This is a genomic window from Duganella sp. S19_KUP01_CR8, assembly GCF_036688705.1.
In the GTDB taxonomy this organism is placed as follows: Bacteria; Pseudomonadota; Gammaproteobacteria; order Burkholderiales; family Burkholderiaceae_D; genus Rugamonas.
The window spans coordinates 147,274-165,648 of the sequence record NZ_JAQQPR010000016.1 but is presented as its reverse complement, the minus strand read 5'-3'; the positions used below and the strand labels follow the sequence as shown (position 1 = coordinate 165,648).

15 protein-coding genes are annotated in these 18,375 nt (G+C 61.6%); 5 read left to right on the top strand and 10 right to left on the bottom strand.

Features of this window, described 5'->3' with window-relative positions; genetic code table 11:
- Positions 1-64: 64 nt before the first annotated feature.
- Both sodB and V6M89_RS17680 read right to left on the bottom strand, forming a co-directional pair.
- The gene (gene sodB / locus V6M89_RS17685; RefSeq protein WP_332854392.1) at positions 65-643 is read right to left on the bottom strand and encodes a superoxide dismutase [Fe]; all 579 of its coding nucleotides are present in this window, start codon (positions 641-643) and stop codon (positions 65-67) included.
- Positions 644-770: 127 nt separating this feature from the next.
- Positions 771-1,751, bottom strand: a complete 981-nt coding sequence (locus V6M89_RS17680; RefSeq protein WP_332854395.1) for a LacI family DNA-binding transcriptional regulator — start codon at positions 1,749-1,751, stop codon at positions 771-773.
- Between the two features lie 237 nt (positions 1,752-1,988).
- On the opposite strand from V6M89_RS17680, the gene V6M89_RS17675 reads away from it, so the two are divergent.
- A complete protein-coding gene (locus V6M89_RS17675) occupies positions 1,989-2,981 on the top strand; it encodes a glucokinase (RefSeq protein WP_332854391.1) in 993 nt (330 codons plus the stop codon).
- Here the strand turns inward: V6M89_RS17675 and V6M89_RS17670 are convergent, their stop codons facing one another.
- The gene (locus V6M89_RS17670) at positions 2,982-3,848 is read right to left on the bottom strand and encodes an AraC family transcriptional regulator (protein WP_332854390.1); all 867 of its coding nucleotides are present in this window, start codon (positions 3,846-3,848) and stop codon (positions 2,982-2,984) included. It abuts the gene before it with no gap.
- A gap of 245 nt (positions 3,849-4,093) precedes the next feature.
- Here V6M89_RS17670 and V6M89_RS17665 point away from each other — a divergent pair, with 245 nt between their 5' ends.
- The 3 genes from V6M89_RS17665 to V6M89_RS17655 all read left to right on the top strand — a co-directional run bounded on the left by V6M89_RS17665 (position 4,094) and on the right by V6M89_RS17655 (position 10,367).
- Complete coding sequence (locus V6M89_RS17665) at positions 4,094-5,320, top strand: RICIN domain-containing protein (protein ID WP_332854389.1); 1,227 nt, start codon at positions 4,094-4,096, stop codon at positions 5,318-5,320.
- Between the two features lie 123 nt (positions 5,321-5,443).
- On the top strand, positions 5,444-8,092 hold the full coding sequence (locus V6M89_RS17660) for a TonB-dependent receptor (protein ID WP_332854388.1): 2,649 nt from the start codon (positions 5,444-5,446) through the stop codon (positions 8,090-8,092).
- Between the two features lie 58 nt (positions 8,093-8,150).
- Positions 8,151-10,367: a glycoside hydrolase family 3 C-terminal domain-containing protein gene (locus V6M89_RS17655; RefSeq protein ID WP_332854387.1), complete on the top strand. Its 2,217-nt coding sequence runs from the start codon at positions 8,151-8,153 to the stop codon at positions 10,365-10,367.
- On the opposite strand, the gene V6M89_RS17650 is transcribed toward V6M89_RS17655, so the two are convergent.
- The 6 genes from V6M89_RS17650 to V6M89_RS17625 form a co-directional block, all read right to left on the bottom strand.
- Positions 10,357-10,662, bottom strand: a complete 306-nt coding sequence (locus V6M89_RS17650) for a HigA family addiction module antitoxin (protein WP_332854386.1) — start codon at positions 10,660-10,662, stop codon at positions 10,357-10,359. The genes V6M89_RS17655 and V6M89_RS17650 overlap by 11 nt on opposite strands.
- A complete protein-coding gene (locus V6M89_RS17645; RefSeq protein ID WP_332854385.1) occupies positions 10,662-10,940 on the bottom strand; it encodes a type II toxin-antitoxin system RelE/ParE family toxin in 279 nt (92 codons plus the stop codon). Before V6M89_RS17645 ends, V6M89_RS17650 begins: the two co-directional genes overlap by 1 nt.
- Before the next feature lie 259 nt (positions 10,941-11,199).
- On the bottom strand, positions 11,200-11,925 hold the full coding sequence (locus V6M89_RS17640) for a hypothetical protein (protein WP_332854384.1): 726 nt from the start codon (positions 11,923-11,925) through the stop codon (positions 11,200-11,202).
- 71 nt (positions 11,926-11,996) lie between these two features.
- Positions 11,997-12,245 carry a hypothetical protein gene (locus V6M89_RS17635; RefSeq protein ID WP_332854383.1) on the bottom strand — a complete coding sequence of 83 codons (249 nt, stop codon included), beginning with the start codon at positions 12,243-12,245 and terminating at the stop codon, positions 11,997-11,999.
- A gap of 636 nt (positions 12,246-12,881) precedes the next feature.
- On the bottom strand, positions 12,882-13,469 hold the full coding sequence (locus V6M89_RS17630; protein ID WP_332854382.1) for a CPBP family intramembrane glutamic endopeptidase: 588 nt from the start codon (positions 13,467-13,469) through the stop codon (positions 12,882-12,884).
- A complete protein-coding gene (locus V6M89_RS17625) occupies positions 13,466-15,091 on the bottom strand; it encodes a hypothetical protein (RefSeq protein WP_332854381.1) in 1,626 nt (541 codons plus the stop codon). Before V6M89_RS17625 ends, V6M89_RS17630 begins: the two co-directional genes overlap by 4 nt.
- Before the next feature lie 79 nt (positions 15,092-15,170).
- Between V6M89_RS17625 and V6M89_RS17620 the strand changes: the two genes are divergently transcribed.
- Positions 15,171-16,367, top strand: a complete 1,197-nt coding sequence (locus V6M89_RS17620; protein ID WP_332854380.1) for a serine hydrolase domain-containing protein — start codon at positions 15,171-15,173, stop codon at positions 16,365-16,367.
- On the opposite strand, the gene xseA is transcribed toward V6M89_RS17620, so the two are convergent.
- Positions 16,324-17,694, bottom strand: coding sequence for an exodeoxyribonuclease VII large subunit (xseA, locus tag V6M89_RS17615; RefSeq protein ID WP_332854379.1), 1,371 nt, complete (start codon positions 17,692-17,694; stop codon positions 16,324-16,326). The two genes, V6M89_RS17620 and xseA, sit on opposite strands and share 44 nt — an antisense overlap.
- Positions 17,695-18,375: the final 681 nt, after the last annotated feature.

Genomic DNA, 18,375 nt, shown 5'->3' with positions numbered 1-18,375 from the left:
GGTTAATACAACCGGGCTCATGCTCAAATGGGGGACCTGACCCCGGGTTAGCGGCTTAGGTCGCTCAGGCGAAGTTGGCGGCTGCGAAGTCCCAGTTGGCCAGCTTGAAGAAGGTCTCTACATACTTAGGACGTACGTTGCGGTAGTCGATGTAGTAGGCGTGTTCCCACAGGTCGCAGGTCAGCAGCGCTTTGGCGTCGGTGGTCAGCGGGGTGGCGGCGTTGGAGGTGTTGACGATGTCCAGGGAACCGTCGGCTTTTTTCACCAACCAGGTCCAGCTCGAACCGAAGTTGCCTACGCACGACTTGGTGAACTCTTCCTTGAACTTGTCGAACGAACCCCACTTGGCGTTGATCGCGTCGGCCAGCGCGCCGGATGGTGCGCCTTTGCCGGTTGGGGTCAGGCCGTTCCAGTAGAAGGTGTGGTTCCATACCTGGGCGGAGTTGTTGAAGATGCCGCCGGACGATTTCTTGACGATCTCTTCCAGGGACAGGTTCTCGAACTCGGTACCCTTGATCAGGTTGTTCAGGTTGGTCACATACGTTTGATGATGCTTACCGTAGTGGTATTCCAGCGTTTCTTGCGAGATGTGCGGCGCCAAGGCGTCGATTGCATATGGCAGTGGTGGCAGGGTATGTTCCATTGTTCTTCCTTTTGTTGGTTTGACGATGTGAAAAAGATCGAGGGTGATTCTTGCCGAAACGTCCGTCATTGTAAAGCGGATGGGCCTTTGGTGCAGAAAAGACCAGTTTTCCGTGTGGCTACTTCGGTCAGCGCACGCGCCGCGTGGTTTCGCGCACGATCAGCTCCAGCGGCGGCACTTCGCCCCGTGCTTCCTCGCCGTTGATGATGCGCAGCAGCGCCTGGGTGGCGATGCGGCCGATGTCATACAAGGGCTGGCGTATAGTCGTTAGAGGCGGCGTGGTATATGAGGAACCGGGCAAATCGTCGAAGCCGACCAGCGAGATGTCGTCCGGCACGCGGATGCCCTTGCGGTACAGCGCCAGCCGCGCGCCGTACGCGCTCAGGTCGTTGGCCGCGAAGACGGCGGTAAATTGCTGGTGCGTGTCGAACAGGCGGTTCATGGCCAGCATGCCGCTGGACTCGTGGTAGTTGCCTTCGACGATCAGGTTGGCGTCCAGCTCGATGTGCGCCTCGCTCAGCGCGCGGGTGTAGCCGGCCAGGCGCTCGGCGGCGTCGATGTTGTTGGCCGGGCCGGAGATGAAGGCGATCTTGCGGTGGCCCAGCTCGATCAGGTGGTGGACCGCCAGATAGGCGCCCGATTCATTGTCCAGCTTGAAGCCCAGGGCGCTGCGGGTTTGCAGCGCGCGGCCGGTGGAGACGATGGGGCGCTGGCTGGAAAAGCCCAGCACGGCCTGGTCCGACATGCGGCCCGACAGCAGGATGATGCCGTCGACCTTGCGCGCCAGCAGCAGGCGCATACGGTCCGCTTCCTCTTCCGCGTTCCAGTGGCCGCTGACGATCACCGAGGCGTAGCCGGTGCCCTTCAAGCCGTCGTCGACGCCGCGCAGCGTTTCGTCGAAGAAGGGGGAGGAGATGTCCTGCACCACGATGCCGATGGTCATCGAGCGGCCTTTTTTCAGGCCCTGCGCCATCTGGTTGGGCGCGAACTTCATCTTGTCGATGGCGGCCAGCACGGCCAGGCGCTTGTCGTCCGACACCTTGGCGGTGCCGTTGAGGATGCGCGACACGGTACTGGGCGATACTCCCGCCTGGCGTGCAACATCCATCAGGGTCGATGGGCCGGAGGAGTGGGGGGTGTCTGCCAAGGCAAGTCCTATTGTTTTTTATCTGAAAACCTTTTCGCCGGAAGATTACCATAAATTTTGCGGCTTTCCGCCAAATCCGCCCGTGATCCCGCATTGACTTTCATCCGGATACGTTATTTAATGAAAACAGTGCTTGAAAACGTTTTCATAAACGACGTGACATATAATCAAGCCGCCGGTAATAACAAGGAAGAGACAATGAAACGCGAATCTTTTTCGCACCTCGCACACGGCCCGCGCCTGCTGGCCGACATCGGCGGCACCAGCGCCAGCTTCGGCCTGGAGACAGCCCCCAACCGCATCGAAGCGATCTGGGTGACCGATTGCGCGGCCTATCCGACCTTGGGCGCGGCGCTGGTGGCCTATCTGTCGCAGACCGCCACGGTGGCTGCGGGCGGCTACCAGGCGCGCTTCGCCGGCATCGCCATCGCCAATCCCATCGACGGCGACTGGGTGACGATGACCAACCACCACTGGTCGTTCTCGATCGAGGCGGTGTGTTCGCAATTCAGTTTGAAATCGCTGGTGGTGGTGAACGACTTCACCGCATTGGCGAGCGCCTTGCCCTACCTGGCGCCGGACCACAAGCGCCAGATCGGCGGCGGCGCGGCGCGCAGCGGCGCCATCATCGGCCTGGTGGGCGCGGATGCGGGACTGGGCGTGTCCGGCCTGGTGCCGGCCGGCGACCGCTGGATCGCCATCGACAGCGAAGGAGGCCACAGCACCTTCGCGCCGATGAACGAACGCGAGATCGACATCCTGCGCTATGCGCGCCGCTACCACGAGCACGTGTCGAGCGAGCGGCTGGTGTCGGGCATCGGCATCGCGCTGGTGTACCGCGCGCTGGCCGAGCGCGCCCGCGTCGAGCCGCAGGACCTGAGCACCGCGCAGATCATGGAGCGCGGCCTGCATCGCCTGTGCCCCGTGTGCGAGGAAACGCTGGACGCCTTCTGCGACATGCTCGGCACCGTGGCCGGCAACGTCGCGCTGACCCTGGGCGCCAAGGGCGGCATCTACATCGGCGGCCGCATCGTGCCGCAGATGAGCGAGTTCTTCGAGCGCTCCGGCTTCCGCGCGCGCTTCGAGCAGAAGGGCCGCTTCTCGGACTACCTGGCGCACATCCCCACCTTCGTCATCACCGAACAATATCCCACGCTGATCGGCATGTCGGCCATGCTGTCGGCCGGCTGATCACAAATCCATCTGCGGCTCCAGCGGCAGGCATAGCTCGCAATCCTGCGCCTCCACGCAGGCGTCGAGCCGATCCGCTTCGTAACGTTCAAAGCAGGGGCGGGCCGCGGCCTTGTAGCGGCCGTACAGCACGCCGTCGCGCAGCAGCCGGTGCCAGGCGTCCTTGCTTAGCACGCGCGGGCCGATGAAGCGCAGCACCGCGTGCGCGCCGCCGGCGATGGTCTTGATCGGCATGCCGGCCGGCGCCACAAAATCCTCGGGCAGTTCCACGCAGACGTCGTAACGGCATTTTTCCGGCGCGGTGATATCGGGATCGTCCAGTCCCATGCCGAAGCGCGGCGACGGCGGCAGCGCATGCTGGCGGCACCAGGTGTCGAGCTGCGACCATTGCGCCGCGCTGTCCACGTCGTAGGGACCGAAGTGGCGCGTGTAGGCCACGCGCGCGGTCGGCAGGCGGACGATGCGCACCGGCCCGTTCTGGCCGGCCACCGGACCCTGGCTGCTGGCGGCGGCCATGTCGCGCCGCTGGTCGCGCCAGCGAGATGGCGACAGGCCGAAGTATTGGCGGAACGCGCGGGCGAAGCCGTCGGCGGTATCGAAGCCGCAATTCTGCGCGATGGCGGCGATCGAATCGGCCGAATACAGCAGCTGCGAGGCACCGGTCTCCAGCCGGCGCCGGCGCACGTAGGCATGCGGCGCTTCGGCGCTCCACTGTTGGAAACGGCGCAGGAAATGGTAGCGCGACAGGTGGGCCAACGCGGCCAGGCAGTCGAGATTCAGGTTTTGGCCCAGATGCCCGTCGATGTAGTCCAGGACCTGGTTCAGCCGGTATTCCAGCGGCCGGGACGTGGGGGAGGGCATGTGCATAAACTTGTTCCGTCCTACAGATTGGTAAAATGTAAAGATGAGTGAAACGTTTCCATAATAGTCATCTCTTTCTGGCAAGACCAGTACCGTTACATGTGTTGTGGTTGAAAAGACACTCCCCACGCTGCGCAACTTTGAACGGGTGGAGGGCTGGCAATCTGACTATGCTTTATCTGTATGCAATGTTGTTGTTTGGCGTTGCGTACAGGGAGATCTCTTACAAAAATATTATGGAGACTAAGCAAATGACATACACCACGCTTTCCAAATTGACGCTCGCGGCAGCCATCACGCTCGCCTACAGCGCACCCGGCATGGCCGCATCGAGCTGCGAGCGTTACGCCTCGTATCCGGTGCTGGGCGAGACCTACACCGTCATCACCAACTTCTGGAACGACAAGGCCAGCGGTTCGCAGTGCATCAACGTCAATCCCGACACCGGCGAATGGAGCTTGAGCAGCGCGCCGTCGTCGCCGGACAGCACACCGGCCTCCTATCCGGCCATTTACAAGGGTTGCCACTGGGGCTCGTGCACCAAGGACAGCGGCTTGCCGCTGCAGGCGAAGGCGCTGACTTACGCGCCGACCCGCTGGCGCATCGCGCCCGGCGCGGCCGGCAACTGGGACGTGGCCTACGACATCTGGTTCTCGTCCGGCCCCACCGCGCCGGCCAGCGGCCAGCCGGACGGCGCCGAGATCATGATCTGGATTAACCACAACGGCCCGGCGCAACCGGCCGGCAGCAAGACCGGCAACGTCAACCTCAACGGCATGAACTGGGACGTGTGGATCGACTGGAAAAATCCGGGTGGCTGGCCGGGCTGGAACATCATCTCCTACGTCGCCACCTCGCCGGTGAACGAAGTCAACTTCGACCTGGTGCCATTCTTCCGCGACTCGGTCGGGCGCAACGTGGTCAACAACAACTGGTACCTGCTGGACGTCGAAGCGGGCACGGAAATCTGGCGCAACGGCGCCGGCTTCACCAGCAACGCCTTCGACGTGCAGTTCCACACCGACCCGGTCAAGGGCATCGACCCGAGCAAGTGGTACAGCGTGGTCAACAAGAACAGCGGCTCCTGCGTCGACGACGCCGAGTTCTCGACCAGCAACGGCGCCGTGGTCCATCAATGGGCTTGCGACAGCCGTGGCGCCGCCAACCAGCAGTGGAAGTTCACGCCCACCGACAGCGGCAACTACCGCGTCAGCAGCCAGCAGGCGCCGGCGCTGGCGTGGGACGTGGCCGGTTGGGGCACGGCCAACGGCTCGCCGGTCCAGCTGTGGACCTACGGCGGCGGCAGCAACCAGCAATGGCAGGCGGTGGACCAGGGCGACGGCTATTACAAATTCGTCGGCCGCTCCAGCGGCAAGTGCCTGGACGTGCCGGCCGCCTCCACCGCCAACGGCGTGCAATTGCAGATCTGGGACTGCAACGGCACACCGGCCCAGTCGTTCAAGCTGATCGCCCAATAAGGACCAGCAACAAGTTCATCGCTTCGCCCGCCGCGAAGTTGCCGGCCTCGATACAGGGGCCGGCTTTTTTACACCTATAAAAGCAGGAGACATATTTTGCACGCGATGACCAAGAAAACATTAATGAGCCTGGCAATTGCCAGCGCCTTCAGCCTGACGGCGCAACACGCCTTTGCCGCAGCGGAGGACGCAGCTGCCGCTCCTAAAGTCGTCGGCGCCGACGTCGACAAGGACGGCATCGCCGAAGTGAAGGTAACCGCCACCCGCTACGCCACCTCGCTGTTGAAAACCCCGCTGGCGGTCACCGCCTTCACCCAGGACAAGCTGACCCGCCAGGGTATCACCACGCTCAAGGGCATTTCCGGCGAGCTGCCGAATGTGCAGATGAGCGAGGGTAACGATTCGGCGGTGCAGATCACCATTCGCGGCATCAGCGCCACCAACTTCACCGAGATCGGCGATCCTTCGGCCGGCCTGCACGTGGCGGGCCTGTACTCGCCGCGTCCGCAGGGCGCGCAGGCGCTGATGTTCGACCTGGAGCAGGTGGAAGTGCTGCGCGGCCCGCAAGGCACGCTGTTCGGCCGCAACTCCACCGCCGGCAGCATCAACATCATTCCGGCCAAGCCGGAATTCGGCAGCACCTACGGCAGCAGTTCGTACGAGATGGGCAGCCTGCACATGAAGCAGCTCAACATGATCCAGAACATCGCCGTCAACGACTGGTTGGCCTTGCGCGCCACCTTCATGAAAGTGAAAAAGGACAGCCGCCTGAACCAGCTGCAGGACTTCACCGGCTACACCGACCGGGGCTTCGGCGCGGTGTTCCCGGCCGGTACGCCGCTGGTGGACCAGCGCTACAACACCAAGGTCGACGCGGCCAACGCCTACAACAACCAGGACGAATGGGCCGGCCGGCTGGCCGCGCGCATGAAGTTCGGGCGCGATGTCGAATGGCTGCTGACGGCGGAAAAATTCCAGAACAACGGCGCCGGCTACGTCAACGTGCGCGATTGCGACCAGGCCGCCGGCACCCGCTACGCCTGTACGCACGGCCAGTGGGATGTGCTGATCAACGTGCCGGGCAAGACCGACATGACGATCAACACCGTGCGCTCGCAAGCCACCTGGAACGTCAACGCCAACACCACGCTGGACTACGGCTTCGCCTGGGCCGACCAGCAGCGCAGCCAGGTGCACGACGACGACAACGGCTTCCATCCGCTGCCGTTCCAGATCGAAGCCAGCCTGCCGCTGTCGTCGGGCGGCAACTGGGGCACGTGGCCGGTCAAGGACAACGCCACCCGCACCCATGATTCGCGCTACAAGTCCACTGTCAACGAGCTGCAATTGAAGCAGACTTTCGGCGCGCTCAAATACGTGGCCGGCCTGTTCTGGATGCACGAGAAAAACCAGATCAACTTCTCGCAGGAGACCCTGGTCTACGGCCCGTACGGCGCGCCGATCGCCCAGTACTACGCGCAGCCCGACCGCGAGATCGACGCCAAGGCCGCCTTTGCGCAGGCCGACTGGACCTTCGCGCCGACCTGGACCGGCACCGCCGGCGCGCGCTTCAGCCGCGACAGCAAATCCGACCAGGGCGGCTTGAACTACGGCGGCGCCAGTTGGGGCGGCGGCTTCCCGAACGCCTACTATCTCGGCCTGATCAATCCTGGAGTGCCCGGTTCGCCCGGCTGGCGTCCGCACAACGGCAACGACCTGACCACGGCGATGGGCCCGAACAACGGCCCGCAAGCCTTGCTTGGCTTCGGCGATCCGACTCCGAACGACCACGCGGACAGCTGGCGCAAACTCACCTGGCGCCTGGGCTTGAGCAAGCAGATCAACGCGCAGGAGATGGCCTATGGTTCGATCTCGACCGGCTACAAATCCGGCGGCTTCGGCGACAAGCACGATCTGTGCGGCGGCATGGTGTGCGTGAGCGGGCCGACGCCCAACATCACGTACACGCCGTACGGCCCGGAGACGGTCATCAACTTCGAGCTGGGCTACAAGGCCAAGCTGCTGCAGAACCGTTTGGGCCTGTCGGTGGTGGCGTTCTTCCAGCGCTACAAGGACATGCAGATCACCGGCGACAACTTCTTCGCCCAGGTGATACCGAAGAGCCCATGCACCACCGATCCGGCGTGCGACATCCAGCATGGCTGGCAGACCGTCAACGTGGCCAAGGTCAACATCCCCGGGGTGGAAATCGAATGGGACTACAAGCCGTGGGCCGGCGCCAAGCTGGGCGGCTTCGCCAGCTACATCAAGCCGACCATCCACGACTACGATTCCTACAACGACGGCTACCTGTGCAACGAGCGCATCGAGTTCAATTCGGTCTCGAAATGTCCCGAGATGTACAGCGGACCGGAGGCGCGCCTGCGCGGCCGCCGCGCCCGCAACCTCGAAGGCAACACGCTGCCGAACGCGCCGAAATACACCTTCGGCCTGAACCTGTCGCAGGACTTCAATCTCGACAGCGGCTACAAGCTGGTGGCCTGGGGCGGGATGCGCTACCAGAGCAAGATATACTTTGACCTGCTCAACTTCGACGACCCGCATATCGGCCTGTCGCAGAAGGGCTACGCCAAGGGCGACGTCTCGCTCAAGCTGATCAGCCCGGACGACAAGTGGAACCTGGAAGGCTATGTGCGCAACGTCAGCGATACCTGGGCCAAAACCTGGGGCGGTGCGGCGACCGGCGGCCAGATGCAGGCCGGCTATATCGAACCGCGCACGGTCGGCATGCGGCTCGGCATCAACTACTAAGGCGGGACACCACGGCGTCGGTGGACGCCGTGGTTTGCATCGACAACAAGGAGACACTTTGAAATCTGCTTTGAATCTTCGTTTGCTGGCGCTGGCGCTGGCGATTGCCGGCGCGCTGCCGGCCAGCGCCGCCGACACCGTTCCGACCAACCGCCCGTGGCTGGACGCCAGGCTGGGCGCCGACCAGCGCGCGACGCTGGCGCTGCAAGCGATGACGCAGCAGGAAAAACTGGGCTGGGTGATGGGCTGGTTCGGCAACGACTTCGCCGGCAAGAAACGCAATCCGGCCGCGCTGCCTTTATCGGCGGGCTATATCGCAGGCGTGCCGCGCCTCGGCCTGCCGGCGCTGTTCGAGACCGACGCCGGCCTGGGCGTCGCCAGCCAGGCCGGCAAGACGCCGCGTGAGCGCACCTCGCTGCCGTCCGGCCTGGCCACCGCCGCCACCTGGGACCGCAAGCTGGCCTACAGCGGCGGTGCGATGATAGGCGCCGAGGCGCGCGCCTCCGGCTTCAACGTCATGCTGGCCGGCGGCGTGAACCTGCTGCGCGAGCCGCGCAACGGCCGCAATTTCGAATACGCCGGTGAAGATCCGCTGCTGACCAGCACCATGGTGGCGCAGCAAATCAAAGGCATCCAGTCCAATCACGTGATCGCGACGATGAAGCATTTCGCCGTCAACGACCAGGAGACCGGCCGCTTCATTCTTGACAGCCGTATCGACGACGCCAGCAACCGCATGTCCGACCTGCTGGCCTTCCAGCTGGTGCTGGAGCAGGCCGATCCCGGTTCCGTCATGTGCGCCTACAACCGCCTGAACGGCGCCTACGCCTGCGAGAGCGACTACCTGCTCAACCAGGTGCTGAAGAAGGACTGGGGTTTCAAGGGCTACGTCATGTCCGACTGGGGCGCGGTGCACAGCACGGTGGCTTCCGCCAACAGCGGTCTCGATCAGCAATCGGCCTGGGAGTTCGACAAGAGCCAGTACTTCGGCAATGCGCTGGAGGAGGCGGTCGCCAATGGCCATGTGCCGCAGGCGCGTCTGGACAATATGGTGTTCCGCATCCTGCGCACCATGTTTGACAAAGGCGTGGTCGATCATCCGGTGACGGAGGGCGGGGCGATCGACTTCGCCGCGCATGCGCTGGTCAGCCGCAGCGATGCGGAGGACGGGATGGTCCTGCTGAAGAACGCGGGCAGCGTGCTGCCGTTGAAGGCCGGCGCGAAGAAGATCGTCGTCATCGGCGCGCATGCGGATGTGGGCGTGCTGGCCGGCGGCGGATCGTCGCTGGTGTATCCGGTCGGCGGCAGCGCAGTGACGGGAATCGCGCCGACCACTTGGCCCGGTCCGGTGGTCTACCATCCGTCGTCGCCGCTGAAGGCGATCCAGGCGCGCGCGCCGGGCGCTCGAGTGGTCTACCTCGATGGTCTGGATGCAGCAGCCGCCGCCAGTGCAGCGGCCGATGCGGATGTGGTGCTGGTGTTCGCGCAGCAGTGGATAGGCGAGGCGCTCGATGCGGTGTCGCTGTCGCTGCCGGATAATCAGGACGCGCTGATAGCCGCCGTCGCCAAGGCCAATCCGAAGACGGTGGTGGTGCTGGAGACTGCCGGTCCGGTGCTGATGCCGTGGCTGGATCAGAGCGCCGCCGTGCTGCAAGCGTGGTACGCCGGTACCAGCGGCGGCGAGGCCATCGCCCGCGTGCTGTTCGGCGAAGTCAATCCATCGGGACGCTTGCCGGCGACCTATCCGGCATCGGCTTCCCAGTTGCCACGACCGGTGCTGGATGGCGATCCGAAGGACGAGAAAACCCGCTTCGCCGTCACCTATCACGAAGGCGCGGCGATCGGCTACAAGTGGTTCGACTTGAAGGGATTGAAGCCGTTGTTCCCGTTCGGTCATGGCCTGTCGTACACGCAGTTCGCGTACACCGGCCTGGCCGCCAGCCAGAAGGACGGCAAGCTGCAACTGCGCTTCAAGGTGACCAACACCGGCGCGGTCAAAGGCAAGGACGTGCCGCAACTGTACGTGGCGCCGCAGGGCGCGAAGTGGGAAGCGCCGAAACGCCTGGCCGGCTGGGACAAGGTCGAACTGGCGCCCGGCGAAAGCACGGAAGTCAGCGTGACAGTCGATCCGCGCCTGCTGGCGACCTACGACAGCCGCAGCAAGAGCTGGCGCGTGGTTAAGGGCAGTTACAAGGTGCTGCTGGCGCGCAGCGCGGCGGATGCTGGTGCGGCAAGCATCAATGTCGTGTTGGAGGCGCGAACGTTCAAGCCATAAGAATTGTCCGTGTCAGCTTGAGCTTGCCAACACGTTGCAGATTGACGTGCTGGCGAGCCAACCAAAGATCGTGGTTGTCTTGCATGGCGAGCCAGCTCTCGGGCGAACGGCCAATGGCCTTGGAAAGGCGGAGCGCCATTTCGGGCGTGACGCGACTCGTGCCCTTGAGAATGCGGCTAAGGGTAGAGGCCGCAACATCAAGCTTGACCGCGAGCTCGCGGCCGCTGATGCCATTGGGCTCCAGATAGATTTCGGTGATGAACTCACCGGGATGGGGCGGGGCATGCATAGCCATTAGTGATAATCCTCGTAGTCTAGAACGTACGCGTTGCCGTCTTTGAACTCAAACGTTAAGCGCCAGTTGCCGTTCACGGAAACAGCCCACCTGCCGCGAATGGAGCCTTTGAGCGGATGAAGGGCAAACCCAGGAACGTCCATGTCCTCAATGGTGTGCGCTGTGTCCAAGGCGGCTAGCTGCATGCGGAGCCGCTTGGCGTGGCTCGCCTGGACGCCAGCGGAGCTTCCCGTTTCAAAGAATTTTCGCAGGCCTTTGTGACGGAATGATTGAATCATAAGGATAATATAGCATGTTGCGCATCACGCAACAAGGATGTCAACGTTTCAAAATGACCGGTGCGCATCAGCGCGTCTGGTTGAGCTAGTAGTTAGGATTTTAGTGCGCCGCATCGGAAACGATCGGATCAGGATCAGCCTTCGCCGAATCTGAAAGAACCGTCCGTGAACCGTCTCTCGCCGCCAGCGCAACGACGTCTCAATTCACCGGCCTGCGTGGCTTTTTGCACAAGTCCGATGGAATGATGAGTTAGCCGACTTATAGCCGGGTTAGCCACACCGAGATCACAAACATCACAAACACGGTAAGCCAAAAAAAAGTATTGTTGCGATCTATTTGAGCCAAAACTCGTGCGAACCTTATTGGGAGCACCACCGCGAATACGGAAATTAGAAACACAGGAACAGTGACAGCCCAAGTCAGTAAATAGTAGATGCCAAAAAAGGCAAGGAATACTAGTGAGACCGCGCCGCCGATAGCCAGTGGGTTTGATATTTCTGGCATGTTGAAATGCAGTGTTGCCGCAGCTTGTTGAAATGGAAGAAGTAGGATTTCCGTAAAAGAGGCGTGAAAGATCAGATCAAAAATACCCATCAAAAGGGGGGCGAAAATCATTAACGCATTATTTCTTGAAAATTCACCAACCGTGTTCTTGTGGTCGATGACCCACTTTATCGAGAACCAACCCATAAACGTGAACCCGAATGCCCAGAACAGATGTAGAAAATTTGCTGGGGTTGGCTGGAAAAATCTTTGAAAAACAAAGAGGCAAGCGAACAAAAAAACGCTTGCCCAGCCATAGAGTCGGCGAAGAAAACGCAGGCCACTCATGGTTGTAGCATCTTCAAGCCTGTTATTGAGTTTTGAGTAATGTCCCTCAATCGCTGATAGGAATGCGTCAATTTTCAGGTTTTTTCTGGCTTTTTCTCCCACCCAATAAACACTGATCAGCACAACTATGAGGGTAAGCGCAATTTTGAGCATGGCAGTAGTCGACTAGCGTGGAAGTCAGCGGCGCCGAAGGCGGTCGCTACAATGATCGGTTAGAGGCCTTTTCACGAATAGACAATTGTAAGAATTGTGAAAACTAAAACCAGAAGCGCGAACACTGACTGCTGAAGGCGCTTGCCAGCAAGTTCCGGATTTTCCTTTAGCCAATGCCAAAGAATTTCGACCCGTGTGCGCAAAGGGTGTCGGACGGGCAGGGCTTGAACAGCACCGAAGATAAGCCCAAAGACCAGCACGAGCACCGCCAGCAGCGCTAGCATCAGGAATGGGCCGAGATGTGAATTCACGAATTGCATGCTTTATCTGCACCTAACGTGCAAAGTAACTGGCTGCCGGAGCGCGCAGCGCGTAAGGAACTCCAAAAGCACAGATTTTGGGGCGTCCAGTTGATGGAATCGTTAGACATTTGCGTCACTTACCAAAAAAACTCGAGAGCCAACCGGAAGCTGTTCCTTCGAGATCGTGCGCGGTAGCGAGAAAGGTGCGTGTTCCACGAGTTCCCCCCTGTTGATCATTTCGAAAGCCGAAATCGTAGTGTCGAGACGTGAACCTGCCGGCGTTTCGACGACAATGTGCGCACCGACGCGGACACCACCGGGAAACGAATAGGGAATACCCGGAACGACCACGCAACCACGCCCAGTAACATCGAAAACGTCTTCAATTTCAAAGAGGAACTGCATAGTTGGCCCAACAAAAATTAGATGGCCTAAATGTCTCAATCATTTCCCGCCAAAGCTTGAGTTTTCTCAGTGTGAGCGACATAGGTGGTCAATGTTATCAATACGTCACATCAATTTAGCACAGCCTAATGGCACAAGGCAAATCCGCCGCTGGAGAGTGGCATGAACCCGTTGCAACCGGCAGTGCAGTGGATGCGGCACTGTCGGCATCAACGTTGGGTTGGACGCGCGCACGATCAAGCTTAGTCGTCAGGACTGGGGCTGGAGCTTGCGTATTTCGGCTTTGATCACATACAAGCCAACGATGTCCAGGGCGGCATGTGTGATCATCGCGGCGACCAGTCCGACGTACATGGCTATCAGGCCGAAGGCCATGCTGGCACCGAAAACCGCGCAGGCTTGCATTAGCACGCGCTTGTTGAAACCGTTAAAGCGATAGGCTCGTGTGTGAGCAATCACAAATATCGCGGACGTGAGCCAGATGCCTGTCAGCGGTTGGAGCGCGCCGCGAAACAGCAGTTCTTCCCCGAAGCCCGCCGCCAGAGAAATCCAGATTGGATTTCTTCCGCTTAGGTCCAGGCGGCTGTAACTCTCGACGGTGCTTTTCGTTGTATTCGACTTGGCTGCAAACCGGTAGCCGATTTGCGTGCTGGCCCAGTACGCGCAGCCTATCCCCAAGCCCACGACGACCTGAATATGCAGCGGCAGGCCGGCAAGTAGCGACGCGGTATATGGCGGCTGATGAAAGCAAAAAATAATCAACGCCGCCACGCCGGACAATAGCGCACAAGTGGCGAGCTGCCTGCGCAATCCGATTTTGTTTGTGGCCTGGCTCATTCGCGCAGCAACTGGGACAGGGCTTTGTCGATATCGATGGCGTAGAACGCCGTGCGCATTTGATACGGCGTCTGGCAGGGCACTACCAGCTTGCCGCCATCCTTCAAGCCGAACGCCACTTCATGCCGCGCCAGGCAGGCGTTGGTCATGGCTGGCCCGGTGGCGGCGTCGCCGAATATCGGATGGCCTTCAATGCTGGTCGCGTAGCTGTCCTTGTGGATCGATTTGCAGACGGCCATGCCGTCGAGGATGATGCCTTCCGGCGTCTCGGTGGTGCCGCTGCGGCCGGCGCAGTCGTCGACCATCAGCTTGACCACTGCGCGCAGTACCATCCGGTCCCGCAAGGCCTGGTTGGGTGTGCGCAGCGTCGTCAGCCCGGTCTTGGGCAGCACGTCGATCCACTGTTGTTCCATGGTCGCGGTGGAGGTCAGCAATGCTGGCAGCACCTGCGGCTTGCAGCCCGGCGTGTCGCCGCATTCCAGCGCCTGCGCGAAGTCGGGCACCTGGTCCTGACGTAGTTGATGGTAGAAGCGGTCGAAGCGCGCCAGCGCGGTGCCTGGCCCCTGGCGCGCCGCCAGGCTGTAAACGTAGGTCGGCAGGCCGCACAGGTATTCGAGCCGCTGGCCTCCGATCTCGCGCGGCGTCAGCGCGCGCCAGCTTTTGCCTTCGGTGTAGAGGACGCATTCGGCCAGCGCCTTGTCCAGTTGCGCTGCCGCCTCCTGGCGCGTGAGCCAACCTTGCTGCACCGATGTCAGCCAGCGCAGGAACTCGCCGCCGCCTTCGTTGATCAGGCGCGCATCGGGATAGACATCGACCGCGTCGCGCAGCTGGAAGCGGTGGCTGAATTCGTGCGACACCAGCACCGTCAACTTGGATTTCTCGTCCGGTCCCTGTACCTGCGGCCAGTTGAACAAAGTCAGTCGCAGGATGTTGCTGGCGTCGCCGCCGACATTGGGGCCGCCTGGTTCGCTGGCGGCGATCGCTGCAATCACCGGCCGGGTGAAGCGCGCCAACGGCAGCTGTTTGCTCAGATAAGAGATCGTGCCGTCGGCCACCTCGCGGATTTGCTCGACCGTCGCCGCCGACAGGCGTGGATCGAAATAGTCCAGCGAGGCCGAAGTCTGTGGCGTCAGCATCAGCATGGCGGCGGTGTCGCCGCCGGTGGCGTCGGAGGCGTTTGCCGTGTCGCGGTAGCGGTGGCCGTCCATGACGATGTCCGCCGCCAGGTAGCGGTAGCGCACCGGCCCGCAGCTGTCGGCCAGCGCGTAGTTCGAGCTGTGGACGTACATGCCGCCGGGCGCGGGGAAGGAGCCTGGATAGCCGCTGATCTTTTGCATCGTCGCCGGCACGCGGACGCGCGCGGTGCAGGCGCCGGCGCTTTTCAGCAGATCGCCTTCCGGTGCGGCGCAATCGTTTTGCTTCTGCCATGCGGCGCGGATCTCCTGGCCGCCGCGCCCGTCCTTGAGGAAGGCGAGGGCAGTGCAATGCTCCGGCAGCGCAAAGCTTACTTCGAGTGCGTCGGCGGAAAGCAGCTTGATGTCGACATCGACCGATGCCGAATGAGCGGTGAGCGGCAGCAGCGCTGCGCCCAACAGATGCAGCCAGATATGCGGATTTTTCATTTTTAGAAATGCGATAACGGGGCATAAAAGTATCACAAATGCAACATCGGAACAAGCGTCCTGCGCTTACAATCGAGTCATGAAAATCTCCTCGCCGATCATTCTTTCCGCGCTGTTGTTGGTGGGCTGTGCCGCCGCGCCGAAGCACGGTCCTGCCGTCGATGTCGAGATGCAGCGCCTGATGGCTGCAGCCAGGGTGCCGGGCCTGGCGCTGGCCGTCATCGACCACGGGCAGGTGGTGTATCGCCAGGCCTATGGCTACGCCGACATGGCCGCAGCCCGGCCGCTGCGCACGGACACCATCATGTACGGCGCCTCGTTGACCAAGGCCGCCTTTGCCTACATGGTGATGCAGCTGGTGGACGAGCAGGTGCTGTCGCTCGATGCGCCGTTGCCGGCCTTGCTCAGCAAGCCCTTGCCCGATTATCCAGCCTTCGCCGATTTGCGCGACGATCCGCGCTGGAGACTGCTGACGCCACGCATGCTGTTGTCCCACACCAGCGGCCTGCTGAACTGGCGTTTCATCAACCCGGATGGCAAGCTCGATTTCAAGTATCCGCCGGGCAGCCGCTATGTGTATTCGGGGGAGGGTTTGCAGATCCTGCAAATCGTGGTGGAGGAACGCACCGGCAAGCCGCTGCAAACCCTGATGCAGAAGCGCGTGTTCGAACGCTTCGGCATGCGTAGTACCAGCATGGTGTGGCGCGATGATTTCGCCGGTCGCGAAACCACGCACTACGGCGCCGATGGCGCGGTCATCGCCCACCAGCGCCGCAGCCGCGCCCGCGCGGCGGGCTCGATGGACACCACGCTCGACGACTATGCCAGCTTCATGGCCGGCGTGTTGCGCGGAGATGGTTTGTCGGCCAGGGCGCGTGCGGAGATGCTGTCGCCGCAACTGGCCATCGTCTCGCCGCGGCAGTTCCCGTCGCATTGGCCGGGCGAGACAGCGGCGTATCGCGGGATCGGCTTGTCGATAGGGCTGGGCTGGCCGGTGTACAACTCGCCGCTTGGACCGGCCTTCTTCAAGGAAGGTAATGACGATGGCACCAACAACTTCGCGCTCGGCTTCCTGCAGCCGCAAAGCGGCATCGTCATGTTGAGTAACAGCTCCAACGCCGATCGGATGTTCTTCCCTGCGGTGGAACACATATTTGGCAAGACCTGCCTGCCGTGGTTCTGGATGAATTACATCCCTTACGACCGGCAGGTGTTGGGCTCGCAGCCGGTTGTCAGTCCGGGTTGCGGCCAGTCGGCTGCACCGCTTCCACATTGACTTGCGCGCTGCCCTCGGCCAGGCGCAGATTGAGCGTGCCGCGAGCTTTGATTTGCGCCGGCGCGCGCACGATGGCGCCCTGGTCGTCGGTGACGATGGCGTAGCCGCGCTCCAGCGTGCGCTGTGGGTTCAACAGTTCCAGTTGCGAGGACAACGCCGCCAGCGCATCGCGGCGCTGCGCCAGTTGCGTGGAGACGCTCATCGTCACGCGGTGCTGGAAGTCCGACAGCTTCGATCGCGCCGCCGTCACATCCGGCTTGCGCGCGCCGAGGCGGCCGCTCAAACGGTCCAGCTGAAAGCGCGCCTGCGACAGCGGGGCGCGGTTGGCGTGCGTCATCGCGGTCGACAGTGCCAGCAGCTTCAGGCGCTGCTGGCGGATCTGCGCGCCGGGGCTGAGCAGGCGCCGCGTGTAGTTGTCCAGGTCCTGCGACGCTTCGCCGACGCTGCGCCGCATCGCGCGCCGCAGGTCGATCACGTCGGCGCGCAACGACGCCATCCAGTCCGCGCGCGGCGTGACGGCCAGTTCGGCGGCGGCGGTGGGCGTGGCCGCGCGCAGGTCGGCGGCGAAATCGCAGATCGTGAAGTCGGTTTCGTGGCCGACGCCGGAGATCACCGGCATGCGGCAGTTGGCCACGGCGTAGGCCACATCTTCTTCATTGAACGACCACAGGTCCTCGATGCTGCCGCCGCCACGGCAGACGATCAGCACATCGCAATCGTTGCGCAGCGAGGCGGTATCGATGGCGGCGGCGATCTTGTCGCCCGCGCCCTGGCCCTGCACCGGCGTTGGATACAGCACCACGTTTACATGCGGCGCGCGCCGCTTCAACGCGGTCAGCACGTCGCGCAGCGCGGCGGCCTGCGGGCTGGTGACGATGCCCACCGTGCGAGGGAACAGCGGCAAGGCGCGCTTGCGCTCCGGGTGGAACAGGCCGGCCGCGTCCAGCTTCTCCTTGAGCCGCTGGAAAGCTTCAAACAGCGAGCCGACGCCGGCGCGGCGTATCGCTTCCACATTGATCTGGTAATCGCCGCGCGCGCCGTACAAGGTGACCAGCGCCCGCACCTCGACCTTGTCGCCTTCACGCGGAACGAAGCCGGCGTATTGGGCGCGGCCGCGGAACATCACCGCGCGCACCTGGGCCGCGTCGTCCTTGAGCGTGAAATACCAGTGGCCGGAACTGGCCTTGGTGAAGTTGGACACCTCGCCGGAGATCCATGTCAGCGGAAAACTGCGTTCCAGCAGCCGCGCGACCGCCTGGTTGAGCGCGGTAACGCTGATGACAGGGGGGGCGGCGGGGGCGGTGTCGTTACGGTCGTCGAAGTTCATATCTGTCAAAAATTGAAACTATCCACACTTTGTTATTTTTGTAACACAGCGGTCATAGAGTATCTAAAGCGGTAAGTATTATAGGTAGGTATATGATTTTAAAGGGTAAACATTTCTGCCGTATTTGCGTGCAACAAGGAAAAACCCTTACGGATCAAGCACTTTGCCGTAGCCACCAGCAGTTACGCACAAAGTTATCCACAAAAGGTGTGTGAAACTTTTGTGACCGATAGCTATTTTCTTCTTGTTGATTTTATCATGCTCAAAATTTACGCAGAGAAAGTATATTGTGACAAATCAATGACTTAAGTAGTGATATAGGGTATTACACACACTTTTATCCACAGAAGATGTGCAAAACTCCCGACTTGCCCCCAGGCGACGAATGGCTGTGAATGAGGGTGATGCCAACCTCAGCCCCGGTCGCCGGCCGGGCTGGGGATAAAAAATCGCTTGCTTCATTTTTGCGCAGGGCAATAAAAACGATATAAATCAAAGGCTTCGCCTACACTGTGCAGCCTTGCTAACAATCTTATCCACACAAAATGTGCAGAAGTGTCCGCTTCCTGGCGATAGGCAGGCATTATCGGTCGCGGAGGCGATCGGGCCGGTGGAAAACCCGGTTTCAGCTATGAAAAGCGGTCGAAAAACATAGACTGCACTATTTTTACTCACGGAAAA